This is a genomic window from Nonlabens ponticola (assembly GCF_003966335.1).
In the GTDB taxonomy this organism is placed as follows: domain Bacteria; phylum Bacteroidota; class Bacteroidia; order Flavobacteriales; family Flavobacteriaceae; genus Nonlabens; species Nonlabens ponticola.
Genome location: NZ_CP034549.1, coordinates 2137991 through 2164098, shown reverse-complemented (window position 1 = coordinate 2164098; position 26108 = coordinate 2137991). Strand labels below are relative to the sequence as shown.

The window sequence follows — 26108 nt, the reverse complement described above, 5'->3', positions numbered from 1 at the left end:
ATGGATACTCCAATTAATTTATCATTGTCAAATTCTTAATTTTGTAGCTAAATAATAACAATGAAATATTTTATCACCCTTTTTATTGTAGCAATCGCAATTACTAGTTGTAGGAACGAATCTGAACAAGAAGAAATGCCTGCTGTTAATGATGAACAAGTAGAAGAAGTGGCGTACCTATCCTACGGCGATGAGATTGATGACGAGACCGTCATGACATCTGCCGAGTTGATGGACGTTTATGAATTGCTCAAACCAGCAGATACCGTGCAAGTAAAAGTAAAAACTATAGTGAATGAGGTTTGCGCAAAAAAAGGTTGCTGGATCAAGATACCACTAGAGAATGGTCAAGAAGCCAGAGTGACCTTCAAGGATTATGGATTCTTTCTACCGCGTGATTCACAAGGTAAAGAGGTAGTGCTTAATGGTAAAATCTACAAATCTATCACGCCTATGGAAGACTTGAAGCACTATGCAATGGATGCCAAAAAGAGCCAGGAAGAAATTGATGCGATTACAGAAGATGAAGTGACCCTAGCTTTTGAAGCAGATGGCGCACTTGTTGAATCTTATGAGAATCCAGACGTTTTCACACCTGAAACTCAAACAGCGGAATAATGAAAAGAGAGATCATGGTGACTGGTGATGGTTCCAAAACTATTCACATGCCAGACCTCAATGAACAATATCATTCTAAACACGGCGCGCTTCAAGAAGCGCGTCACGTGTTTATACAAACAGGTTTAAGGTATTTGCTGGATACAAGATTAGGTGATCTTGAGGCATTAAACACAATAACCATTTTAGAGTATGGCCTAGGCACTGGACTTAATGCCATGCTCACAGTAAAATTTCTCGAGGAGCACCGAATTAGGACATATTATAAAGGCATAGAGGCTTTTCCAATAACCGATGAGGAAATTGCTGCAATGGATTATGGCGAGCTAGTTGCTGATAAGTCTTTATATACTGACTTGCATGCTGCCGCTTGGGAAAAGGAAATAGAGTTGAGACCCAATTTTTATTTAATTAAAAGCCAGCTCAAATTTGAGGACTTTGCAGAATTAAATCAATACGACCTTATCTATTTTGATGCCTTTGGGCCGCGCACCCAGCCAGAATTGTGGAGTCAGGAAATCTTCAATGCAGCTTACAAATCATTGAAGGAAAAAGGCGTATTGACTACTTATTGTGCCGCTGGACAAGTGCGCCGTAATATGCAAGCAGCTGGTTTTAAGGTAGAACGTTTAGCTGGGCCACCAGGCAAACGAGAGATGCTGCGAGCTACTAAATAGACGTATTTTTTTAATATAAAATTCACGGGAATACCGCGTTGCGCATGGTATTTTGCTCTTGTACATACAAATGAGCAAATACGAGAACATGAGTAAAGAAATACGTGAGCTAGAACCTAAGTCACTTTGGAACCATTTTGCAGATCTAAATGCCGTACCACGACCTTCTAAACAGGAAGAGCGCGTGCGACAATTCATGTTGGATTTTGCCGCAAAACACGATTTAATCTCCATTGTGGATGATATAGGCAACGTCATCATCAAGAAAGGAGCCACCGTCGGAATGGAATCGCGTAAAAGCGTCATCCTGCAATCGCATCTAGACATGGTACATCAAAAGAATAATGATACCACCTTTGATTTTGATACACAAGGCATAGACATGCTCATAGAAAATGGTCATGTCACGGCTCGTGGCACCACGCTAGGTGCCGATAATGGTATAGGTGTTGCCGCGATTATGGCGATTCTATCATCGACTGATTTACCGCATCCACCTATCGAGGCACTGTTTACCATTGATGAAGAAACAGGAATGACTGGAGCCAAAAAGCTCGACCAAAAAGTTCTCACTTCCAGCATCCTGCTTAATCTTGATACTGAGGAAGATGACGAGATTGATGTGGGCTGCGCTGGTGGTGTCGATATAACGGGAACGAGAAATTATGTTCAAGAAGGTCTAGATAACGACTTTAAAGCGCACAAGATTACTGTAAAAGGTCTCAAAGGCGGTCATAGCGGTATGGATATTCATAAAGGTCTAGCTAACGCTAACAAGATCATCACACGCCTTATGGACGCCATGCGCAACAATGGTAAAATCCACTTGCAGGAATTTAATGGCGGTGGTTTGAGAAATGCTATACCTAGAGAAGCAGTTAGCGTGGTTAGCTTTCGCGAAAGCGAGAACAAAAAAATCATTGATGCATTTAAAAGGTGTAAAACTGCAATTCTTGCTGAATATGAAAGTCTGGAACCTAACATGTCTATCGAGATTGAAAGTACCGAAAGTCATAAGGCCTTAAGCGAAATTGATACCGCAAACCTTATTTACATGCTGTTGGGAATAGTCAATGGTGTTTACCGCTGGAGTCCCGATTTTGATGACTTGGTGCAATCCAGTAATAATCTTGCAAGAGTCGTTTTGGAAGATGGTGCTTTAGAAGTTGCCTGTCTATCTCGATCATCAGTCGAGAGCCAGAAAGATGATCTAAAAGGAACCATCGCCGGTGTGATGCGTCTCAATGGTCTTGACGTCGAATTTACTGGTGATTATCCAGGCTGGCAGCCAAATTTGAACAGCGAGATGCTCAAAATTGCCGAGGCTCAATACAAAATCCTGTTTCAAGAAAAGCCTAGGGTAGTGGCTTGTCACGCAGGATTGGAGTGTGGCATTCTGGGCGAGCGTTATCCAGGTTTAGACATGATCTCCTTTGGCCCTAATATAAGACGAGCACACAGTCCAGACGAATTTGTAGAAATCAAATCAGTTCAAAAATTCTGGAAATTCTTGAAGGAGATTTTAAAGGAGACACCTGTTCTTAACTAAGTGAAAATTTGAGTGTATCGTCTAGAACCTTGGGTCAGGCTGCTGTCGCTGGTCGTACTTTATATCGCTTAAAGCACCAGCCTTTATTCCTATAAAGAAGAACCAGCTGCGTCGATCTCCTATAGGATTCCAATTAAAACTCATACGGAAGCTCTCTAGATCGCGCTGAAATCTCAATGTGGTAAACGAGATTCCTTTATTGGCAAAATCATAACCAGTGTTACCACCTATACTCCAGCGCGGTGATAGTTCTAGATCACCGCTTACCATGAGACTTTGACGATTGATCTCATTTTGACGTTGAGCATTGTTGTACGTCATTGTGTAGGCGACATTGAGTGACCATGGGATCTTAAATCTATAGCGGCTCTTGTCGATATCGACGTTTTCTTCTACAGGTTCTTCATCCTCATAATAAACACCGTCAGCAGGATCGATAGGTTTGCCAAAGAGATCATCCTCACGACCACCATTGCGTAATGTGGTATTGTCTGCACGGTTCAATTCTTCACCTTCTTCTTCCTCCGTATTTTTTTCAAAGTCTTTGTTACTTAATTTAAAATTGACTCGCGCGCCAGCTCTTGTCAATCTAAATAGGCTACCGCCGTTATCAATATTGAATTCATCCACACGCTGATTGTTGTTGTCAAGAGCATATGGATCTAGATTAGCATCCATGTTTAAATCCACCTTTTTAGTCAATGGGATCACACCACTTATTCTTACCGGATTGATATTGAGAGAATCACCCGCAAGATTGTAGCCAGTATTTAAATTCAAACTTTTAATCAATTTTACTAACCTCAAGTCTGCATCTGGGTCGTCCTTGTCACGTACTTTGGCTTCTAGAGTATTTTGTATTGAGAAACCTATGCTGCTAGAGAAATTTTGGCTAGGTGCGCCAGCTAATGTTCCTTCAAATCTCGAGAAAAATCTTTCTTCTTCACTGATGTCTAATCCTTGCTCATCAAGCAATTGCTCATAAAATTGATCAAAACTAGGGTTGGCACTGTAGCTTATATTAGGACGTATGACGTGTCGTACTGCGGCAAATTTTGCATCAGGATTTGATGAGGAGAAATTACCATAGATCGTGGTACCTATATTGGCACCATACCTATAAGTAAGGTAGCGATCAAAACCACTTATCGTGTCTCGTCTGGTCTCGATCCTATTGTCTTCATTTAAAAACAGCGTTTGATCAATGGTTTCAAACACCCAGTTTTCTTCAAGGCTGGCGTTGGCGCTTATTGAGAAGAATTTGGCTACCTTAAAGTTAGTGGATATAGGTATGCTATGTTCCACGCCCATGCGGCCGTTTTCAACTACGTCTGAGCTAAAGATGCGGTCGTCAGTTGTGGTAACTCGGTTTTCTGCACGTACGTTGTATTGCAGGTTGATGTTCTCGATAATGCCACTTTTAGAACCTTGTTTAGGTGCAAATGGGAATACTCTGGAGACACTTCCTTGAAAAGTCGGTAGGGTTAGGTTTACCAGATTATCACGGGTACTTTGATTCACCGAGACTGCGGTGTTAAGATTAATCTGTGGTTCTCCAGGAAAGGTTTTAGAATAAGAAATGGAACTGGCCAGCGTATTAACCAATGAAGCACTTTGATTTGTCTGGTTAAAACTATTTTGGAAAAAAGTAGAGCTACCTAAGTTCACACTAGCACTAAATCTAGAATTGGGATTGCTATTAGGATCTTGATTGTGAACCCAGTTGATATTATATCTACTAGTTTGATTAAAGTCAGAAAAACCACGCTCACTTCTAAGTTGGTTTTCATACAGGAATCTCAAGCTACCGTTGAACTTGTAGCGCACCTTATAATCACTCTCTACACGCGCGCCATAACTACCATTTGTGAAATAATCACCTAGAACCGTAAGGTCAAAGTAATCGCTAACGGCAAAATAGTATCCACCATTTTGCAAGAAATAGCCTTGACTATTATTATTACCAAATGAGGGCAGTATAATACCGCTGCGACGCTCGCTTGTCATCGGGAAAAAGGCAAATGGTAAACCAATTGGTGTTGGGACATCAGCAATGTACATGTTGACAAGACCCGTGACGATTTTCTTTTTAGGTACAAACTTGATCTTGCGCGCCAGGAAATAATACTCAGGATTTTCTGGGTTTTTTGAGGTAGTGAATCTCGCATTACGCATAAAGAAAACGGAATCATTTACTTTTTTAGTGACTTCTGCAACTACATTGAACTCGCCTTGGGCTGTGCGACTATTGTAGGTAAGCGCCTTTTGAGAGTTTTTATTGAAAACAATACTGTCAGGTTTGACCACGTTGGCACCTTGGGTAAAAACAGGCGTTTGCACATAAGCCCCTGTACTGTCGTCAACAATACCATAGGCAAACACATCACCAGTATTATTATTCACGATAATTTTACCAGCTTCTAATTTGATATCACCGTATATGATCACTGCTTGATCATACAGCGTGATGGTATTATTGCGTCGATCTAGGCGTCTATAATTTGCGGCCTGTGTTTCTAGTTTGTATTCTAGATAATTGGGGTTCTTGAGACTATCATTTTCAATGCTATCACTCTCAATTATAGGTGGTTTGGGTATTACTTCTTCACCAGGCTCAATCTCTCTAACTGGTTCAATTTCTTTACCAGAATTAGGCACGTCTTGAGCCACCATTACCGCACTTCCTGTTAAAAAGACTATGAATAAAATTATATGCCTGTAAATGGAATGCAATCTATACTAGGGTATATTCGTTAATGGAAATGGTCTGGTTTTTGAATTGTCAAAACTACATATAATTTCAAAGTGATTTTTGGTAATTACGCTTTCGCGAAAGCATAATAAAAACAAACCACTCACAATGTTTATAGTCCCTATGAGAACGAACATATTTTTCTTTATTGCCTTTATCACCGCAATGGCATCGACTGCTGCAGCTGTTGATTCTAATCTCAATCCACCGGATGGTATGGCAAAGTTTGTTGTGGTCCTTGATGCCGGACACGGCGGCGATGATGGCGGTAACTCACATCATGGTGTTTATGAGAAAAATGTCGCACTCAAGGCAGTACTAGCAGTAGGGAAAAAGCTGGAAGCTCATGGTGGTTTTGAGGTGATTTATACCCGCAAGACTGATGTTTTCATACCACTTAATAAACGTGCGGATATCGCCAATAAGGCAAAAGCAGATCTTTTTGTATCCATTCATTGTAACAGTTTTCATAAGAGTCAAGCAAATGGTAATGAGACGTGGGTTCTAGGACTAACTAAAAGTAAGGACAACCTTGATGTGGTGATGCGCGAGAACAATGTAATCCTACTAGAAGAAAATTATGAGGAGAACTATAAGGGTTATGATCCTAATGATCCATCAGCATATGTGACAAGCTTGTTAACTCAAGAACAGTTTATGGAAGATAGTATTGAACTGGCTGCCATGATCCAAGGCAATTTTGCTCAAAATGTAAAGCGAGTCAATCGTGGTGTAAAACAAAACTGGTTTGTAGTGCTGCTCAAATCATACATGCCTAGTGTCTTAATAGAAATAGGCTTTTTATCAAACCCTAGCGAGCGTGACTACTTGACTAGTAAAAAAGGACACGACGCTGTGGTTAAGAGTATTTATGATGGTATCCTAAAGTATAGGGAAACCAGAGATGTAAATTTATCCACGGTAAGTGATGGAAACACAAGTGGCGTTGCCGTTGATCCAGTGAGCAATGATGCTATTTATAAAGTTCAAATAGCAGCTGGAAGTAAAGCTATTGCGGCAAAATCATACAACTTCAATAAGTTACCTGAAATTAGTCGGGTTAAATCAGGTAATATATATCGTTATTACAGTGGTTCATTTGACTCACTAGAAAAGGCAAATGACTTGAGGGCAAAAGCCATAAAGAAAGGTTATAAAACAGCGTTCATTGTCGTTGTCGAGAATGGCGTGTATAGTAGGTTGTAAGAATTAACTACTAAATAAATGTTAGCCTTATTCATTGGGCATATCTTATCTTTACATTTGTTGAAACTGCCCTTGCAATGAAATTCACAAAAGAAATTAAAGTAGGACTACTCACGGTAGCAGCAATCGCATTATTCATTTTTGGCTACAGCTTCCTTAAAGGGCGCAACTTATTGAGAGCAGATCGCTCTTTTTATGCCGTTTATAATAATGTAGAAGGCCTTACTAAATCTGCACCTGTAACCATCAATGGTCTTATAGTTGGTAATATCGATGACATATCGTTTCTAGATAGTCGTGGTAGACTATTGGTAAAATTTCATGTAGATGAATCATTTAAATTTTCCAAGGAAAGTTCCGCAACGGTTTACAGCACTGGACTTATAGGTGGTAAGGCACTTGCCATTGTTCCAGATTTTGAATCTGATAGTAGATTGGCACAACCAGGTGATACCTTGAGCTCAAAAACAGATGCCGGTATTGAAGGGCAAATCATGGATGAATTCTTACCGCTCAAGGATAAGATAGAAAACATGATCGTCAGTGCAGATTCAGTTCTTACAAATGTCAACAGGACACTCAATCCTAATACACGTAAGGCGATTACACAAAGTCTAGAAGAGGTCAATCGCACGCTGGTAGAGATAAGACAATTATCTAATCAAGCAAATGGTTTCCTGGCTAACAACGAGCAGGAATTGAGCAATACCATTAAGAATCTTGATCGTACTACAGAGAATTTTGCAGGAATATCTGACGAGCTTTCTAAAGTAGAGATAGCAGCAGTAGTGGCAGACCTAGAAACATCCATCGGTAAATTCAATGGCTTGCTGGATGATGTGAGTAGTGGTGAAGGCTCGTTAGGTAAGCTCATGACTGACGACGCATTGTACACAAACCTAGAACGTGCCACTCGTCAAGCAGAAATGTTGCTGCAAGACATCAAATTAAACCCTAAGAGATACGTGAACGTTTCTGTCTTTGGTAAAAAGCAGGAAGAATACGTACAACCAGACAACCGTAACCAGTAATTTATGGAGTACCTACCAATGATCGTTTTTGCCATACTACTTATAGGTATGGTAGGTTTTTTTACAAGAAACATACGCAGGATGATACGCAACGTCAAGTTGGGTAGAGAAGTAGATCGATCGGATAATAAGGGTGAACGCTGGGCACAAACTGCTCGCATCGCATTAGGGCAATCAAAAATGGTACGCAGGCCTATCGCTGGAATCCTGCACTTCGTGGTCTATGTAGGTTTTGTAATCATTAATATTGAAGTGCTTGAAATCATCATCGATGGTTTAACGGGCCAGCACAGGATTTTCGCACCATTTTTGGGTGGTCTTTATGATGTATTGATCGCGACCTTTGAAATATTGGCTTTCCTAGTTCTGGCTACCGTAATTATTTTCTGGATACGCAGGAACGTGATGAATATCAGACGTTTTCTAGCTCGTGAACTTAAAGGTTGGCCTAAAAACGATGCCAATTATATTCTTTACTTTGAAGTGGTATTGATGTTGCTGTTCCTTACCATGAATGCCGCAGATCTTGCGATCCAGCAAGGCGTCGCAGCTGGACAGTTTACTAGCGAGGCAGCAACTCATTACGTACAGGCCGGTAGTTTCCCCATTAGTTCATGGATTACTCCATTATTTGATGGTATGAGCTTTGACACGCTGCATTTAATTGAGCGTGCATGCTGGTGGGCACACATTGTAGGTATCTTGATTTTCTTGAACTATTTATATTGGTCAAAGCACTTGCACATCATGCTTGCTTTTCCCAATGTGTATTTTGCAAAACTCACACCTAAAGGTCAGTTTACTAACATGGAGGCCGTTACTGCCGAGGTAAAGCTCATGATGGATCCTAATGCAGATCCTTTTGCCGCACCAGATCCTGTGGCGGCAGATGAAGAACCAGCATCCCTAGGAGCTAGCGATATATTTGACTTGAATCAAGTACAGTTGCTCAACGCATACACTTGTACAGAGTGCGGTCGTTGTACTGCAGAATGTCCTGCAAATATTACCGGTAAGAAATTGAGTCCACGTAAAATCATGATGGACACGCGTGATCGACTAGAAGATGTAGGAGAAATCATAAATAAGAAAGGCAAGTTTGAGGATGATGGTAAAAAATTGTTGAATGATTACATAAGCGTTGAAGAACTTTGGGCATGTACTACATGTAATGCCTGTGTCGAGGCCTGTCCTATAGGTATCGATCCATTGAGTATCATTATGGACATGAGACGTTATCTAGTATTAGAAAACAGCGCAGCACCTACAGAGCTTAACGTTACCATGAGTAACATCGAGAACAACGGCGCACCATGGCCGTACAATCAACAAGACCGTTTAAACTGGGCAAACGAATTATAATGAGCGACAACAATTTTATAGAAACCAAAGCAGAAGATGGATCGCTGATAAGTCCCGTACTTGCTGATGGCGTAAAAAATTATTTGATTGATATAGATGGTACCGTAACTGAAGATGTACCTAACGAAGAGCCAGAACGCATGGAGACCTGCGAGCCTTTTCCTGATGCCTTAGAAACCTTGAACGGTTGGTACGACAATGGTCACAAGATTTGTTTCTTTACATCAAGAACTGAGGAGCATCGAGAAGTGACCGAAAACTGGTTGAACAAACACGGTTTTAAATTTCACAGTCTATTGATGGGAAAGCCTCGCGGCGGCAATTACCACTGGATTGATAATCATATGGTGCGTGCCACTAGATATAAAGGCGAGTTCACAGATCTCGTCGAGAAAAAAGCAACCATTGAGGTGTTTAAGGATTAATAAGGATTACGCTTTCGCGAAAGCAAAAACATCAACGTCAATTCGTTTAAAAAGAATGATTGAACAATCAACTATCCAATTACAAGATGGCTTTAAACCATCAACCAAAATTACAGTAACATGAGTGAGACCATAAAAGTACCAACAGTTGCAGAGTATGTTGCACAAGGCAAACAACCAGAAGTATTATTCTGGGTGGGCTGTAGTGGTAGTTTTGACGATAGGTCAAAGAAGATAACTAAGGCTTTTGTTAAGCTTCTTAACAAGGCAGGCGTCGAGTTTGCAGTATTGGGAGCTGAAGAAAGCTGTACGGGCGACCCTGCAAAACGTGCTGGTAACGAGTTCTTATTCCAGATGCAGGCGATGATGAATATTGAGGTACTCAACGGCTATGAGATCAAGAAAATTGTCACCGCTTGTCCTCACTGTTTTAATACACTTAAAAATGAGTACCCAGAATTAGGCGGTAATTATGAAGTCATTCACCACACCTCATTTCTTAAGGATCTTATCGCAACTGGTAAATTGACAATTGAAGGCGGTAAGTTTAAGGGTAAAAAAATCACCTATCACGATCCATGTTACTTAGGTCGTGCTAACGATATTTATGAGGCACCGCGTGACCTTATAGAAAAGCTAGATGCTGCGCTGGTAGAAATGAAACGCAGTAAGCGTAACGGTTTATGTTGTGGTGCGGGCGGCGCACAAATGTTTAAAGAACCAGAAGAAGGTAAAAAGGACATCAACATTGAACGCACTGAAGAAGCTCTAGAAACAGGTGCAGACGTTATTGCCGCAGCTTGTCCATTTTGTAATACGATGATGAGCGACGGTATCAAGGCTGCTAATAAAGAAGGGCAAGTAGAAGTACTTGACCTAGCCGAACTTATCGCCACTGCCGAAGACTTATAGACTTATGGGATTTCTTGCGAACAACGAGAACAGAGCAAGTCTAAAAGTGAGGTTGTTATTTGCTACTATCACTGCACCATTGACTAGTGTTTTTTATTTTGGCTTCAGGTATTTGATGGATGATTTTGTGCCATCAATTTGGTTGGTGATATTCCATACCTTGTTTATGTTTTTGGGAATGTTTCTAACCTCTTACTTGTTTCTTAAGAAAGCCGAAAAGAAATAATCATTCTTATAATAATAGAATTAAAGGTATAATCACAAGCATGCTCACAGATTTTAAAGAATTACCAGACGATGCACGAGTATGGATCTATCAAGCAAATAGAACCATAAGCGATGAGGAGTTATCGACACTTAAGAAAGAGCTCGATGCCTTTCTGGAGCAATGGACAGCGCACGGTCAAGATTTGCAAGCCGCTTATGATTTGCCATACAACCGTTTTATTGTGATAGGATTGGATCAATCAAGTGCTCAAGCGACTGGTTGTAGCATTGATGCATCAGTGCACTTTATTCAAGCCGTCGAGAAGAAGTATAACGTTGATCTTATGGATAAGATGAATGTAAGTTTTAAGAATGGCGAGTATGTCGCCTACAAGGATCTAGCAGACTTCCGCAAGATGGCTAAGGCAAAGTCGGTTAGTGCAAAAACTATTGTATTTAACAATTTAGTACAAACCGTAGGCGAGTATAAAGATCACTGGGAAGTTCCAGCAAGTGAAAGCTGGCATGCGCGATTTTTCTAGAAAGATCCTTTAAAACTAGTTAGCAAGCTTAACATATTTGGGCTTACTTTGCACTTATCACCCATCAATTTTCAATATCTTTAAGTCAATGGGAACGGTTGTTGAAACAACTTGTTTATACGATTGATATTTACACAAATGCATAGAATAGTATTGTTGATTTTAGGGGTTTTTGCTTTCGCGAAAGCAAACTCTCAAGCAGCACTTGCAAGACAACCACTACAGGCCATAGAAGTTCAAGCCCAACAACAATGGGTCGACAGCGTGTACAACAGCTTGACGCAAGAGGAGAAAATAGGCCAATTGTTTATGGTGGATTTATTCTCCAATAAAGGAACAGCGCATATCAACAAAGTGCGCGAACTGGTCAAGAAGCAAAAAATAGGCGGCATCATATTCTCAAAAGGTGGCCCTATGCAACAAGCTGCTTTAACAAATGAATTACAGGCAGTCTCTAAAACGCCCATGCTCATTGCTATGGATGCCGAATGGGGTCTTGCGATGAGATTGGATAGCGTACACGCCTTTCCCTGGAATATGACCCTAGGTGCATCTCAAACTGAAAGAAGCAGCTATGAAGTAGGCGAGCGTATTGGCGAACATTGTAAAAGGCTAGGAGTTCATATCAATTTTGCTCCTGACGTGGATATCAATACAAATCCTAAGAATCCGATTATTGGGAACCGTAGTTTTGGCGAGGATCGTGGCAATGTAACGAGCAAGGCTTATGCATTTATGCAAGGCATGCAAAGTACAGGAACACTGGCGTGTGCAAAGCATTTCCCAGGTCACGGCGATACAGATCAAGATAGTCATAAAACATTACCGACAGTCAAATTCACTGCGCAGCGCATTGATAGTGTAGAGCTTTATCCTTATAGAAAACTGATCAATAATGGTCTAGCTAGTGTGATGGTGGCGCATTTGAATATTCCAAGCCTAGAAAGCAGATCTGGTTATCCTACCAGTATCAGCAAGAAAGTAGTGACTGGAATGCTCAAAGAACAATTGGATTTTAAAGGTTTGATTTTTACAGATGCTCTCAATATGAAAGGCGCTAGTAATTACAGTGAACCTGGAGCTATTGATTTGGCAGCTTTTAAAGCAGGTAATGATGTGCTATTAATTTCTGAGGATATCCCAAAGTCCATTAAGCTGATTAATAAAGCCATCCTTGACGGTGACGTTACTAAGGATCGCCTAGAGCATAGTGTGAAGAAAATATTGATGACCAAATACAAAGTAGGTCTAGCTAATTATCAGCCAATTGACACTGTAAATTTGGTGAGTGATCTCAATCAAGAAATCGACGAGGTAGTTCACGAGCGAGCCATGGCTAGCAGTATCACGTTGCTAAAAAATCAAGATTCATTACTACCTATTAAAAATCTAGAGACTAAAAAAATTGCTTATGTCAAAGTAGGTGATGATGATGGATCTATGTTTTTCAAGGAATTGAAGCGTTACACTCAAGTTGATCAGCTTTCAGGAAGTAACGCCACCATTCTCAATCGCGCTCAACAGTATAATACTATTATCATTGGTGCTCATCGCAGTAATGCAACACCTTGGAAATCATACACACTCAAAAAATCAGAACTTGAACTGATCAAACAACTTGCACAGCAAAATGTCGTCATTCTTGACTTATTTTTGCGACCATATATGCTTGAACAACTTACTGGTATTGAGTCCATAGAAGCTGTCTTGATGTCTTATCAAAATAGCGAGTGGAGCCAGAAGATAAGTGCTCAAATGATTTTTGGTGCTCGTGAGATAGAAGGTAGATTACCCGTAAGCTCTGGTGAGTTTAAAGTAGGTGCTGGAATCGACGTGACCTCTATCAATAGACTTTCTTATGGTCACACGCCCAGTAGTGTAGGTATGAATGGATCAATGCTTAATAAAATTGATTCTATCGCAAACCTTACTATTGAAGAAAAAGGTGCGCCAGGCATGCAAATCGTTGTGGCGCGTAAGGGAAAAGTAATTTTTGATAAAAATTATGGCCATCTGGATTACAGTATGAATACGCCCGTAAAAGATGATAATATTTATGATGTAGCATCGGTAACTAAAATACTGGCCACATTACCGCTGGTCATGGAATTAGAAGAGCGGCAAGTAATGAGTCTTGAGTCAACCATAGGTAGTTTGCTTCCTAAATATGCTAATACCAATAAAGACACGCTAACGGTAAAGCAAATCCTTTCTCACGTGGCACAATTGCAAGCCTGGATACCTTTTTACAGGTATACGCTTGATTCTATTACCAATGAGCCATTGGACAACCTTTATGCAAAATCTAGAAGAAAAGACTTTCAAACCGAAATAGCTGACCATTTCTATGCTCGATCTATTGTGAGCGACACCATGCTCAATCGTATTGTATCAAGCGATTTGCGGGAACGTGAAGGATACAAATACAGCGATTTGCCTTATTACATGATGAAAGATTATGTGGAAAGCTATTATTCTAAAGATCTGAATGAATTAACCCAGGACCATTTTTACCAATCCATGGGAATGAATCATACAGGTTATTTGCCATTAAAGAGATTTCCTAAAATTCAAATCGCACCTACTGAGAATGACACGCTATTTCGCAGGCAATTAGTGCACGGTTATGTCCACGATCAAGGTGCTGCCATGCAAGGTGGCATAGGTGGTCATGCAGGATTATTTAGTACTGCAAATGATGTTGCCAAAATCATGCAGATGTACCTTCAAAAAGGAACTTACGGTGGTAAGCGATATTTTAAAGAAGAGACGTTTGATAAGTTCAATTTTCAATATTACGCTGATGACGATGTACGTCGCGGCGTCGGTTTTGACAAGCCGTCGATTGACGGCACTGTAGGCAATACCTGTAACTGTTTAAGTAATAAAAGCTTTGGTCACAGTGGTTTTACAGGCGCCTACACATGGGCAGATCCTGAAGAGGAACTAGTTTACGTTTTCCTGGCAAACCGTGTTCATCCAGATGCCAGCAATCGGTATTTGATTAAGGAAGATATCAGGACTAAAATTCAGCAAATAATCTATGATGCGATCATTGAGTAAAGAATATCATTCATGAAAATTGCGATTGTTTGTTATCCAACATTTGGCGGTAGTGGTGTAGTAGCAACCATGCTGGGAACGGCTCTCGCTCATCGTGGTCACGAGGTACATTTTGTCACTTACAAAATGCCTGTACGTCTTGAGCTGTTGAGTCATCAGATCTACTTTCATGAGGTTGATGTAGAGGAATATCCGTTATTTCATTACCAGCCGTATGATCTTGCCTTGAGTAGTAAGTTGGTCAATGTGGTACAGGAATATGGGATTGATGTGTTGCACGTGCATTATGCTATACCACATGCTTATGCAGGTTACATGGCGCAGCAAATGTTGAAGGAGCAAAATATCCATCTACCTATGGTGACCACCTTGCATGGCACAGATATTACTCTTGTAGGTAATCATCCAGTTTATAAACCCTCGGTAACCTTTAGTATCAATAATAGCGATGTGGTTACTTCGGTATCTGCTAGTTTGCGACAGGACACTCTTGACTTATTTGACATTACCAAAGAAATCAATGTCGTTCCCAACTTCATCGATATGTCGCTTTACAAGACAGAGTTTGATAATTGCGATCGATCTTTTATGGCATTCCCACAAGAACGTATCATCACTCACATCAGTAATATGCGACCTGTAAAACGCATTAAAGATGTTGTCAAGATCTTTGAACTTATTGAGAAAGAAGTACCTAGTATTCTAGTAATGGTAGGCGACGGCACAGACCGCGCAGAAGCAGAAGAGTACGCACGCAAGAAAAATCTACAGCTCAAAATCAAATGGCTGGGTAATAGTACAGAGATTGACCGCATCTTGTGTTTTTCTGATCTATTCCTGTTGCCATCTGAGAAGGAAAGCTTTGGTCTCGCTGCGCTTGAAGCCATGGCGAACCATACGCCAGTGATCTCGACCAATACTGGTGGATTACCTGAGGTGAATGACCATGGCGTGACTGGATACACGAGTGATGTGGGAAACGTCCAAGAAATGGCGCAACATGCCATTAGTATTCTCAAGGATGATGATGTGTTAGAGAAATTTAAGAATTCCGCTTTCGCGAAAGCAAAACAATTTGACATTCAATTAATTATACCACAATATGAAGAATTATACCAAAGCCTTATTAGCAATAGTTAGCACAGCATTTCTCATCTCCTGTGGATCAAGCAAGAAGCACAATGCTAACGAAATGTTTGGTCAGGAAAGTTACTATGAAGTGATCATGGAAGGCAGTAACAGTGGTATGCAAGATCGTGATGTAGAAGTGTTAGGATCAAAAGAAGATGCAGAAGCTCTCGTTGCGATGATGCAGTCAAATGGTAATAAAATTAAATTACCTAAAGTAAACTGGCGCAAGGAAGCAATAATCGTGGCGCACGCTGGGCAATTTAATACAGGTGGTCATAGTATCAACATTAGTGAGGTTCAAGTAAATCCTGATGAGCGTGTCTCTTACACTTTTGAAGTTCAAAATCCTGGTAAAAAGGAGAAAGTCACCATGGCTTTGACAACACCATTTAAAGTCATCAAAGTTCCTTACCCTAAGAAAGAAGTAGTTGTCACATTCTAAACCAAAAAAGGGAGCCAATTGGCTCCCTTTTTAATTTGTCATATTACAAGATTAGAATTGGTAACGCACACCTAGTGCAATATCAATCTCAGTATCATCTCTAAAATCGTTGAAATAAAACTCTGGTCTTATATCAAGTGATATTAAAAGCGGAATATCAAAGTTATACTCGATACCTACCTGTCCAGCAGCCAGTAAGAAGAATTCATCGTCATCGTCATCACGACCTCTAAAGTCATCATCGATATCAATGCTTCCTAAACCACCACCTACACCAGCATACCAATTAAAACCGCCGTCGATGTTCCATAACCACTGGTATACCCCAGTAAGTTTAAAAGCGTCAAATCTATCGTTGTTTTCATAACCTAAGTCCAGCTCAAGACGATTGTTATCGCCCAGACCGCGCTGGTAACTAATTTCAGTACCTAGACCATCACCATCACCAAATCTAAGACCGATAGCATTTTTAGAAATTTCTTGAGCTTGAGAGATCGTTACTGCACCTAGTGCTACAACGAGAGTTAAAAGAATTTTTTTCATAATGATAATTTGTTTAGACAAATATGCATCTATGTAAAGTCAAGGATTCTGTATTATATGTTAAGAATTAGTTGAGTTGTTTCTTACAATTTATCAACCCTCAAATTCAAAATCGTCATCACCGTCGCCACGGCGATCGCCGCGCTCTCGCTGCTTTTTCTGGTTAAAGCGATAGATAAATGCTACCGTGAATTGTCGCTCGCGCCATTGAAACTCGCTGTCTTGAATAAAGTTGGGTGTAATCGTTGTAGATTCACGACGTCTAGAGTTGAATAAATCACTTACATTAAAGGTAATCGATGCCTTGTCATTAATAATATCCTTGCTAGCCGCTAGATTTACTGTAGCGATACCATTTTGCGTTCCTTGTGCGTCTTCAGATGCGCCGCGATAAAAGATTCTAGCTTGAAAATCAGTTTTAAATGGCAATTCAAACTTTTGATTGAGTCTCGCAAAATAGGTGGTGTTTTCAAAGTCAAAATTTTGACCATCAAAATCTCCATCTGTGGTAACCCTAAAAACGTTTGCATCTGCATTGATGGTCCACCAATCAAATGGTCTGTAGGTCAAGGTAAGTTCATAACCCAATCTATCTTGTGTCGATAGGTTTACTGGAAATCGTCTGATGATTTGATCACCATTGTCTGTTAATGCAGCGGTACCATCATCGTTCAAAACTTCTTGTTGTATACGCTCGACATTATCATCACTGCGATTGTAGTAAATAGAAGTACTTAGAGTCAATTTTTTCCAGCGTCTTAGGTATCCTAGATCAACAGCATTGCTAAAAGTAGGGTCAAGGTCAATGTTTCCTTGAAAAATATTAGACTCACTAGATCTACTAGGAAATGGATTAAGAGATCTACCACGTGGTCTGCTTATCCTACGGTTATAGCCCAACGTAATATTCTCTCCTTCTTGAAATTCATATCCTAAATTCAAAGTAGGGAATAGGCTGCTATACTCTTTAGTGTCGGTAACATTTGTAGTTTCTTGATCTATATTGATATTAGTTTGCTCAAATCTTAATCCAGCAAGAACTGAAAAATCACCAAATTCTTGACCATATTGCCCATAGGCAGCGTTTACAAATTCTTCATAGACAAACGTATTGTTCAAACCAGCATCTGGGACTAATGCACCATTGGGTAATGAATCCTGTGGGATTTCTGATAGAAAAAAACTGTTAGAGATCTGACGGTAATTACCTCTATAACCAGCCTCGTATTGGATATTTTCACCTACAGGTTTCTCCCAATCAACTTGAATTAGTGCCTCGCGCTCATCTTGTTCTTCAAAGACAAATTCAACATCATTAATAGTATTAGTGGTAGTCTCACGTTCAAAAATGTTTGAAACCTTTTCTTCAAGATCAGTAGAATATTGAATGCTGGCCTGTAATTTTTGACCATTATCATCTAATTCATTTTGATAATCAAAGCTTATCTGAAAGCTATCTTCATCTTCACCTTCTTGTTCCTCTCTAAAAGTTGCCTCATTCAAACTACGGTCTGCTGCAAATCGCTGGATATTGTTCGTGGTAACATCATCGTCATTTCCTAATCGATAAACAATATTACCGATAATGCTACTGCTGTCATCTATAAAATACTCGGCACCTAAACTGGTAAAATAATTTCTACCTAATCGATCAAAATCACGCTGCTCATTTATAAATACATTCTCAGACGTCCCATTGAAAAACTCAGTTTGAGAAGAAGCATTTCCCGGTGACGTGCGATAATTATAACCCGTATTAGAAAAGAAATTCCAATTTTGTGTGCGATAATTAGCATTGATTGAAGCACCATATTGCTCTGGATAACCAGCATTCAAATTAAGTACGCCATTAAAACCCTGTAATCTATTCTTGCGTAGAATGATATTGAGGATACCAGCAGTACCTTCGGCATCATATCTTGCGCTAGGCGATGTGATTACCTCTATTTTCTCAATGGCTTCAGACGGTATTTGTCTCAAGGCTTCAGCACCATTAAAGCCTACTAGAGCGCTAGGTCTTCCATCAATTAATATCCTAACGTTATCATTTCCTCTCAATGCTACATTACCTTCAACATCGACTGAAACGGATGGTACATTATCTAAAACATCACTTGCGGTGCCGCCTCGCACGGTCAGGTCTTTGCCTATGTTATAAATCTTCTTATCCAATCTCAAGTCAACGGTAGTCTTTTCTGCAATGACCACTGTTGCATCTAGAGTAGCAATGTCTTGTGCAAGAGTTGTGATGCCGAAGTCTCTATCAGCATTAATAATTACATTCTCTTGAGATTTTGATTTAAAGGATATGAACTCCCATTTGACTGTATATGTTCCTGGGGTAACAAGAAATTGATAATTACCATCAATATCTGTAATACCACCTTGCGGTGATACATCAGGATCGTTGCTAGCAAATGAAACTGTTGCAAATTCTAACGGCGCTCCAGTCGTTTCCTCAATAACTTTCCCCTTAATTTCTACCGGTTTTTGCGCTAGACTATTAAGACAAACTAAAAGAAATACGCTGGAAATGATAATTTTCATAATAGATAGAAGTAAGTCATTAAGACCACGAAGCTATCTACAGGTTCAATGCAAGAATGCCAATCCTAAGTTAATATGACCTATACACGACCACAACATACCTACAATTGGTCACTAGGTTTTTCTTGTCCAGACTCCATAAGGAAAGCCTTCAAGAAAGCGTCAAGATCGCCGTTAAGTACAGCATCTACATTACCAGTCTCATGTGCTGTTCTTACATCCTTGATCAATTTGTAAGGATGTAGAACATAATTGCGTATTTGAGAACCCCATTCAATTTTCATCTTGCCGGCCTCAATCTCATCACGAGCGGCATTCTTCTTTTGCAACTCAATTTCATACAATTGTGACTTCAACATCTGCATGGCTTTTTCACGATTTTCAAGTTGCGATCGCGTTTCAGAATTATGAATGATAATGCCTGAAGGATGGTGCGTTAGTATGGCTTTAGTTTCAACTTTATTGACATTTTGTCCACCAGCGCCGCTGGATCTAGCAAAATCCCATGAGATATCTGCTGGATTGATGTCAATTTCAATCGTATCATCTGCTAGTGGATATACGTATACTGATGCAAAGGATGTATGACGTTTTGCATTTGAATCAAACGGAGAAATACGCACCAATCTATGAACACCGTTCTCGCCTTTTAACCAACCAAAACTATAATCGCCCTCAATTTCTAGTGTCACGGTCTTAATACCAGCTACATCACCAGATTGATGGTTTAATTCTTTTACCTTATAACCACTTTTCTCTGCCCACATGATGTACATGCGCATGAGCATTTCTGCCCAATCGCATGACTCGGTACCACCAGCGCCAGCAGTAATTTGAAGGACAGCACTTAAATCATCGCCTTCATTTGAAAGCATGTTCTTGAACTCAAGCTTTTCCACAAGTTCCAGTGCGGCGTTGTACTTGTTGGTCACATCAGCCTCGGTCGCCTCATCCTCTTTAAAGAATTCGTAGAGCACTTCTAGATCTTCATTGAGAGTGATGGCGGTTGCATAGTCAGTTGTCCACGCCTTTTTATTACGCAAGACTTTCATTATTCCTTCAGCTTCTTTGGAATCGTTCCAGAAGTCTGGCGAGAAGGTTTTTTCCTCTAGATTTCTGATTTCGATCTCCTTAGCTTCAATTTGCAGATAATCCTTGAGCGCAAGGATACGTTCTTTGAGTTGCGCTACTTGGTCTGCTGTGATCATAAATGGACAATTTTGGATGGTAAAAATACGGCTATTTGCAGGGAACTTTCTAGAAGCAATGGTGCTTTAGAATAGTTTATTAGATTTGTGGTTGTACCGCTTTCGCGAAAGCGTGTGCAGAGCTAACTCAAGTGCGTAATCCAACACCATCATCGCAAATATATACTATGATTGATTTAAGAAGTGACACGGTAACGAAGCCTAGCAAAGGCATGCTGGATGCCATGTTCAATGCCGAAGTTGGCGATGACGTATATAAGGAAGATCCTACCGTCAATGAGCTTGAACGTCGCGTTGCCGAAATGTTTGGGATGGATGACGCGCTCTTTTTCCCTACAGGTAGCATGGCAAATCAGGCCGCGATCAAGATGCACACGCAACCTGGCGAGCAATTGATATGTGATAAGTACGCGCACGTCTATAATTATGAAGGTGGTGGCGTGTCTTTCAATAGTGGTGTTTCCTGTAAACTAGTCGACGGTTCTAGAGGTATGATTACCGCACAGCAGGTTGAGGATGCGATCAACCCACCAGATTTCTATCACAGTCCATTCACCAGTCTTGTCTGTTTAGAAAACACGACCAATAAAGGTGGCGGCGCTTGTTATAACTGGAATATTGTAAAAGAGATCAAAGAGGTTGCCGATGAGCACGAGTTGGGATTACACCTGGATGGCGCTAGATTGTGGAATGCACTAGTCAAAACAGGTCAAAATCCTACGGAATACGGCGAAATATTTGACACAGTTTCCGTTTGTTTCTCAAAAGGAATGGGAACGCCACAAGGCACTGTGCTTGCAGGAAAAGCTGAGATCATGAAAAAAGCGATGCGCGTGCGCAAAGTCTTGGGCGGTGGCATGCGCCAGACAGGCTACATGGCGGCTGCGGCGATTTATGCACTAGATCATAATATAGATAGGCTTAAACAGGATCACGATAAAGCAATAGCATTAGGCACATTTTTGTCCACGTTGTCATGGGTGGAAAAAGTAGAACCAGTAGAAACCAACATAGTGATCTTTGAGGTTCAGGACGAGATTGCCGTGATGAATTTTTGCGCCAAAAATGATATCATCATCAGTAATATGGGTTCTGGTAAGTTGAGACTAGTAACGCATCTAGATTATACCGATGAGCAGCATGATGAGTTTATGAGGTTGATGAGTGAATTTGGTAATTGAACTTGAATCGGAATGCAATGTTTGATTTTAATTTGAAAATACCTTAGAATATCTCTCGATTCAGCTCAAAATTTCAACTTCCACTAATCCACTAATCCACTAATCCACTAATCCACTAATCCACTAATCCACTAATCCACTAATCCACTAATCCACTAATCCACTAATCCACTAATCCACTATTTAAACATGTCCATACCTGGAATGTTAGGCATTCCTTCACTGGCAACAGCAGCGACCTCTTTGTCATAAATGTCACTAGCTCTTGACAAGGCCTTGTTGAGCGTTACTATTAGATAGTCCTCAAGTTGTTCTTTATCAGCAAGCAGCTCATCTGCAATATCGATTTTCTTTATCGATCTATCTGCGGTTACTGTCACGTTAAGAAGGTCATCACTAGACTTCTCATCGATAAGGACTGTAGTCATTCTGTTTTTAGTTTCTTCAACCTTTTTCTGGGTTTCTTTAAGTTTTCCCATCATGCCCATCATATCGCCAAACATATTCTGCTCTTTTTAAATTGTACTACAAAAATACGAGTTCCCTGCAATTGATATACCTGCGTGCTGTTGATTATCTTGCAGCCTTTTTATTCTGTAAAATTCCCTATGTCTATCAAGCCACCAGTAGCTAAAAAAATCAATCACGTACACAGCAAACACGATCATGAACGCATAGATCCTTATCACTGGATGCGTGATCGCGATGCTCCTGAGGTAATCCAGTATCTAGAAGAAGAAAATGATTACTATGAGCAAATGACTGCTCACACTACAGAGCTCAAGAACAGTCTCTTTGAAGAAATCAAAGCACGCATAAAGGAAGATGATCAGTCTGTTCCTTATTTATACAATGGCTACTGGTATTTTACTAAGATGGAACAAGGCGAGTCCTATCCATTCTATTACCGACGCAAGGATGGTACTGATGAAGATATACTACTGTTCAATGTCAATGAAATGGCTGAAGGCCACGAATTCTACAAACTAGTTGGCCTCAACATTTCACCTAATAATAATTTGGTGGCTTATGGTGTCGACAGCATAGGCCGAAGGGAATATTCTTTATTTGTGAAAGACCTTTCTACTGGCCAGATCAAGGAAGAATGTGTACTTGGCACTACAGGCAGCTCTGTCTGGGCAAATGATAACGCGACCTTGTTCTTTGCTCGCAAGGATCCACAAACCTTAAGAGCAAACAAAATCTACCGCTATTTATGGGGTCAACCAGTAGATAGTGCTTCCGTAGTGTATGAAGAAAAGGACGAAACCTTCAGCTCCTTTGTCTATAAAACCATGTCAGAGAAGTACATCATGATCAAGTCTTCATCTACTATGAGTGATGAAGTGAGATACATTGAGGCCGCAAAACCTGACAGCACCTTCAAGGTCATACAAAGTAGAGTGCCTGAAATGGAATACAGTGTTTCTCATTATCAAGACTCCTTTTACATGATGACTAATAAGGATGGAGCCTTCAATTTTAAGGTAATGAAAACCATGATTGAGACACCACAAATGGAAAATTGGGTGGACGTCATACCGCATGATCCTAAATCACTTCTTGAAGACATTGATATTTTCAAGAAGTATCTGGTGATTACAGATCGATTTAACGGTCTCAATAGAATACGAATCAAGGCTTGGGATGGTACGGTGGATTATTTTTTACCTTTTTCAAGTGAAACCTATACTGCATATACGAGTGCCAATTTTCAATTTGAAAATGTGTGGCTGCGATATGCCTACAATTCGCTCACCACGCCACCATCAATTATGGAATTTAATATGGATACTCAAGAGGAGCGAGTTCTCAAAACTCAACCCATCGAGGATCCTGATTTTGATCCCAACAACTATGATTCCCAACGAGTTTGGGCAACAGCGAGTGATGGCAAGCGCATCCCAATAAGTCTGGTATATAGAAAAGACTTGAAGCAGGAAGATGGCAATCCATTACTGCAGTACGGCTATGGTAGTTATGGATCGACTATAGATCCTTATTTCTCAATTTCTAGACTTAGTTTATTGGATCGCGGTTTTGTCTTTGCTATTGCCCATGTGCGTGGCGGCGAGTATCTAGGCCGTGAATGGTACGAGCAAGGCCGCATGTTTGAGAAGCGCAACACCTTTACCGACTTTATTGCTTGTAGTGAATATTTGTTGGATCACGCTTTCGCGAAAGCGGGACACTTATACGCCAGCGGTGGATCTGCAGGTGGATTGTTAATGGGTGCCATCATGAATCTGGCACCGCATTTATACAACGGTATCCTTGCTGCGGTGCCTTTTGTCGATGTCGTGACAACTATGCTGGACGACACGATACCACTAACTACAGGTGAATATGACGAATGGGGAAATCCTAATAATAAAGACAGCTATGAGTACATGCTGTCGTACTCGCCATATGATCAGGTGAGTAGTCAGTCTTATCCTAATACCTTTGTAACCACTGGTTACCATGATAGTCAGGTACAATATTGGGAGCCAGCTAAATGGGTCGCTCGCTTGCGTGAATATCATACGGGTGATCAACAAATCCTTTTCAAAACAGATATGTCCAGTGGACACAGCGGTGCCTCTGGTAGATACGACGCATTAAAAGAAGTCGCGCTAGAGTTTGCCTTCCTGCTAGATCTTGAGAATCAGGAGCGATGATAATTTTTATGTAAATTTGCCACGTTTTGCGCTTTTTTAAAGTCAAAGCATAAACAAACTTTATGAACGGAGACATACAGGCCTACAATAATGTTCTTGAATTAATAGGCGAGACGCCACTTGTAAAACTTTCAAGCACCGTAGCAGATTTCCCAGGATCGTATTATGCCAAAGTTGAGGCATTTAATCCAGGACACTCATCCAAAGATCGCATCGCGTTACATATTATAGAGCAGGCAGAGAAGAAAGGAATTCTCAAGCCTGGTGATACCATAATCGAGACCACTAGTGGTAATACTGGTTTTAGTATTGCGATGGTAAGCCGTATCAAGGGCTATGATTGTATTCTTGCGGTAAGTTCAAAATCTAGTGCAGACAAGATTGATATGCTCAAGTCCATGGGCGCTAAAGTTTATGTGTGTCCAGCACACGTGAGCGCAGATGATCCACGTAGTTATTATGAGGTTGCCAAGCGTCTACACAACGAGATCAAGAATAGTATCTATATCAATCAATATTTCAATGAGCTCAATACAGAAGCTCATTATCTATCAACTGGTCCAGAAATATGGAAGCAAACAGCAGGTAAAATAACACACCTTGTAGCGTGTAGTGGTACTGGCGGTACTATATCAGGAACAGCAAAATACCTCAAAGAACAAAATCCAAATGTTCAGATTCTTGGAGTTGATGCCTATGGTAGTGTTCTCAAAAAATATCATGAAACGCAAGAATTTGATAAGGACGAGATTTATCCATACCGCATTGAAGGTCTAGGAAAGAATTTGATACCAACGGCTACCTACTTTGACGTGATCGATAGCTTTACCAAAGTGAAAGACGAGGACGCAGCACACATGGCACGCCGCATTTCACAGACCGAAGGTATGTTTGTAGGCTACACCAGTGGCGCGGCGATGCAAGCAACTAAGCAATTAGAGAAGCAAGGTATGTTTGATAAAGACTCTGTCGTGGTAGTCATATTCCCAGATCATGGTTCACGTTACATGAGTAAGATTTACAATGATCAATGGATGGAGGAGCAAGGTTTCTTTGATCGAGTTTCTACCGCAGAATCGCAGACGATCGAGTATGTGAAGTAGGTTTATTTTCCATTTATGCTTTTAAATCATATAGAGCACGAATTCAAAATCATTGATGAGAATGGATTTGGTGTGTTTAATGTTTTGGAATCTGATAATCCGAACGCTAGCCTTAAGGATCTCCTAAAATTCGGTTTGTTGAAAAAACCATATTTCTATAGTGATGATCAACTCAAGATTAGGAACGATAAATTTAAAAGCTATTTCAAATCGTTTCCTGAAGAAAGTGATGTAATCGAGTTGTACGGTCCTATCATCAAGGGTAGTATCGTTGAATCGGATTTTATAGAATTAAACTACGAAGATTACTTATTAAAGATTGAGGAGTATATCTGTTATTGGAGAAATGAGGGCTGGAACAAGTTGGCGGATCAATTAAATTTATTTCAACTGTACTACACTCAAAAACTTGCACTTGAAAATTCAAAAACGCGAAAATTTTATTTCTGTGATGCCGAGAATATTGCAAAACCAAGGTTGCAAAAATTAATATCGTATGAATATTTCTTCACTATTATCACTACTCATGAAGATTCAAATAAAATCATTGTTATTAATTTAGGGCGTGATTAATAATTAATTTTCAGTATATGTATTTTCTTCTTCAACGCTTCAAATATATCGGTATTCTATTCACCATATTTCTATGTTTCCTTAGTAGCTGCTCATCAGATGATGATGCTGATAATGACATGGTGAACGGTACAGTTGTCGGTCCAGCTTCATGTTCTACAGATGCAGGCGATTCGGCTTATTCCATTGAGGTTGATTTTTTTGAATACGATATAATCACCGCAACACTACCTGATCAATTTAAGACTGAAGGAATAAACATCACGTTTCAAATGGAACGATCGGAAGAAGGGATTTTCATTTGTACAGCAAATTTGTTTCCCGAACAATTTTATAAAGTCACCGATGTGAGATTGGACGATGAGTGAGTATATTA

23 protein-coding genes are annotated in these 26108 nt (G+C 40.2%); 18 read left to right on the top strand and 5 right to left on the bottom strand.

Going from position 1 to position 26108, the window contains the following annotated elements:
* The first annotated feature begins 60 nt into the window (after window positions 1-60).
* The 3 genes from EJ995_RS09865 (at window position 61) to EJ995_RS09855 (ending at window position 2844) form a co-directional block, all read left to right on the top strand.
* Window positions 61-618: a DUF4920 domain-containing protein gene (locus EJ995_RS09865; RefSeq protein WP_126448068.1), complete on the top strand. Its 558-nt coding sequence runs from the start codon at window positions 61-63 to the stop codon at window positions 616-618.
* Window positions 618-1295, top strand: coding sequence for a tRNA (5-methylaminomethyl-2-thiouridine)(34)-methyltransferase MnmD (gene mnmD, locus EJ995_RS09860; RefSeq protein WP_126448066.1), 678 nt, complete (start codon window positions 618-620; stop codon window positions 1293-1295). The genes EJ995_RS09865 and mnmD overlap by 1 nt, the downstream gene beginning before the upstream one ends.
* Before the next feature lie 88 nt (window positions 1296-1383).
* Window positions 1384-2844, top strand: a complete 1461-nt coding sequence (locus EJ995_RS09855; RefSeq protein WP_126448064.1) for an aminoacyl-histidine dipeptidase — start codon at window positions 1384-1386, stop codon at window positions 2842-2844.
* Between the two features lie 21 nt (window positions 2845-2865).
* Here the strand turns inward: EJ995_RS09855 and EJ995_RS09850 are convergent, their stop codons facing one another.
* Window positions 2866-5577: a putative LPS assembly protein LptD gene (locus tag EJ995_RS09850; RefSeq protein WP_126448062.1), complete on the bottom strand. Its 2712-nt coding sequence runs from the start codon at window positions 5575-5577 to the stop codon at window positions 2866-2868.
* 142 nt (window positions 5578-5719) lie between these two features.
* Between EJ995_RS09850 and EJ995_RS09845 the strand changes: the two genes are divergently transcribed.
* From EJ995_RS09845 to EJ995_RS09800, 10 genes are all read left to right on the top strand, one after another.
* Window positions 5720-6802 (top strand): N-acetylmuramoyl-L-alanine amidase, encoded by a 1083-nt coding sequence (locus EJ995_RS09845; RefSeq protein ID WP_126448060.1) that lies wholly within the window; start codon window positions 5720-5722, stop codon window positions 6800-6802.
* Between the two features lie 77 nt (window positions 6803-6879).
* Window positions 6880-7833: an MlaD family protein gene (locus tag EJ995_RS09840; protein ID WP_126448058.1), complete on the top strand. Its 954-nt coding sequence runs from the start codon at window positions 6880-6882 to the stop codon at window positions 7831-7833.
* Between the two features lie 3 nt (window positions 7834-7836).
* Window positions 7837-9195, top strand: a complete 1359-nt coding sequence (locus tag EJ995_RS09835) for a (Fe-S)-binding protein (RefSeq protein ID WP_126448056.1) — start codon at window positions 7837-7839, stop codon at window positions 9193-9195.
* Window positions 9195-9620 carry an LNS2 domain-containing protein gene (locus EJ995_RS09830; protein WP_126448054.1) on the top strand — a complete coding sequence of 142 codons (426 nt, stop codon included), beginning with the start codon at window positions 9195-9197 and terminating at the stop codon, window positions 9618-9620. The genes EJ995_RS09835 and EJ995_RS09830 overlap by 1 nt, the downstream gene beginning before the upstream one ends.
* Before the next feature lie 120 nt (window positions 9621-9740).
* Window positions 9741-10532 (top strand): (Fe-S)-binding protein, encoded by a 792-nt coding sequence (locus EJ995_RS09825; protein ID WP_126448052.1) that lies wholly within the window; start codon window positions 9741-9743, stop codon window positions 10530-10532.
* Between the two features lie 4 nt (window positions 10533-10536).
* Complete coding sequence (locus EJ995_RS09820) at window positions 10537-10758, top strand: hypothetical protein (RefSeq protein ID WP_126448050.1); 222 nt, start codon at window positions 10537-10539, stop codon at window positions 10756-10758.
* 40 nt (window positions 10759-10798) lie between these two features.
* Entirely contained in the window at window positions 10799-11281 is a 483-nt protein-coding gene (locus EJ995_RS09815) for an ABC transporter ATPase (protein WP_126448048.1), read from the top strand.
* A 138-nt stretch (window positions 11282-11419) separates the two neighbouring features.
* Window positions 11420-14344 carry a glycoside hydrolase family 3 N-terminal domain-containing protein gene (locus EJ995_RS09810; RefSeq protein WP_126448046.1) on the top strand — a complete coding sequence of 975 codons (2925 nt, stop codon included), beginning with the start codon at window positions 11420-11422 and terminating at the stop codon, window positions 14342-14344.
* A 12-nt stretch (window positions 14345-14356) separates the two neighbouring features.
* Window positions 14357-15484, top strand: coding sequence for an N-acetyl-alpha-D-glucosaminyl L-malate synthase BshA (gene bshA, locus EJ995_RS09805; protein WP_126448044.1), 1128 nt, complete (start codon window positions 14357-14359; stop codon window positions 15482-15484).
* Entirely contained in the window at window positions 15447-15917 is a 471-nt protein-coding gene (locus tag EJ995_RS09800; protein ID WP_126448042.1) for a protease complex subunit PrcB family protein, read from the top strand. Before bshA ends, EJ995_RS09800 begins: the two co-directional genes overlap by 38 nt.
* A 51-nt stretch (window positions 15918-15968) precedes the next feature.
* Here EJ995_RS09800 and EJ995_RS09795 read toward each other — a convergent pair whose 3' ends face one another.
* The 3 genes from EJ995_RS09795 to prfB all read right to left on the bottom strand — a co-directional run bounded on the left by EJ995_RS09795 (window position 15969) and on the right by prfB (window position 20215).
* Window positions 15969-16460, bottom strand: a complete 492-nt coding sequence (locus tag EJ995_RS09795) for a hypothetical protein (RefSeq protein WP_126448040.1) — start codon at window positions 16458-16460, stop codon at window positions 15969-15971.
* A 93-nt stretch (window positions 16461-16553) separates the two neighbouring features.
* The gene (locus tag EJ995_RS09790) at window positions 16554-19007 is read right to left on the bottom strand and encodes an outer membrane beta-barrel family protein (RefSeq protein ID WP_126448038.1); all 2454 of its coding nucleotides are present in this window, start codon (window positions 19005-19007) and stop codon (window positions 16554-16556) included.
* A gap of 101 nt (window positions 19008-19108) precedes the next feature.
* Window positions 19109-20215, bottom strand: coding sequence for a peptide chain release factor 2 (prfB, locus tag EJ995_RS09785; RefSeq protein ID WP_126448036.1), 1107 nt, complete (start codon window positions 20213-20215; stop codon window positions 19109-19111).
* A gap of 167 nt (window positions 20216-20382) precedes the next feature.
* On the opposite strand from prfB, the gene EJ995_RS09780 reads away from it, so the two are divergent.
* On the top strand, window positions 20383-21396 hold the full coding sequence (locus EJ995_RS09780; RefSeq protein ID WP_126448034.1) for a threonine aldolase family protein: 1014 nt from the start codon (window positions 20383-20385) through the stop codon (window positions 21394-21396).
* 179 nt (window positions 21397-21575) lie between these two features.
* Here EJ995_RS09780 and EJ995_RS09775 read toward each other — a convergent pair whose 3' ends face one another.
* A complete protein-coding gene (locus tag EJ995_RS09775; RefSeq protein WP_126448032.1) occupies window positions 21576-21899 on the bottom strand; it encodes a YbaB/EbfC family nucleoid-associated protein in 324 nt (107 codons plus the stop codon).
* Between the two features lie 105 nt (window positions 21900-22004).
* On the opposite strand from EJ995_RS09775, the gene EJ995_RS09770 reads away from it, so the two are divergent.
* The 4 genes from EJ995_RS09770 (at window position 22005) to EJ995_RS09755 (ending at window position 26100) form a co-directional block, all read left to right on the top strand.
* Entirely contained in the window at window positions 22005-24056 is a 2052-nt protein-coding gene (locus EJ995_RS09770; RefSeq protein ID WP_126448030.1) for a S9 family peptidase, read from the top strand.
* Window positions 24057-24118: 62 nt separating this feature from the next.
* Window positions 24119-25159 (top strand): PLP-dependent cysteine synthase family protein, encoded by a 1041-nt coding sequence (locus EJ995_RS09765; protein WP_126448028.1) that lies wholly within the window; start codon window positions 24119-24121, stop codon window positions 25157-25159.
* A 15-nt stretch (window positions 25160-25174) separates the two neighbouring features.
* Window positions 25175-25732, top strand: a complete 558-nt coding sequence (locus tag EJ995_RS09760; RefSeq protein ID WP_126448026.1) for a hypothetical protein — start codon at window positions 25175-25177, stop codon at window positions 25730-25732.
* Between the two features lie 17 nt (window positions 25733-25749).
* On the top strand, window positions 25750-26100 hold the full coding sequence (locus tag EJ995_RS09755) for a hypothetical protein (RefSeq protein ID WP_126448024.1): 351 nt from the start codon (window positions 25750-25752) through the stop codon (window positions 26098-26100).
* Window positions 26101-26108: the final 8 nt, after the last annotated feature.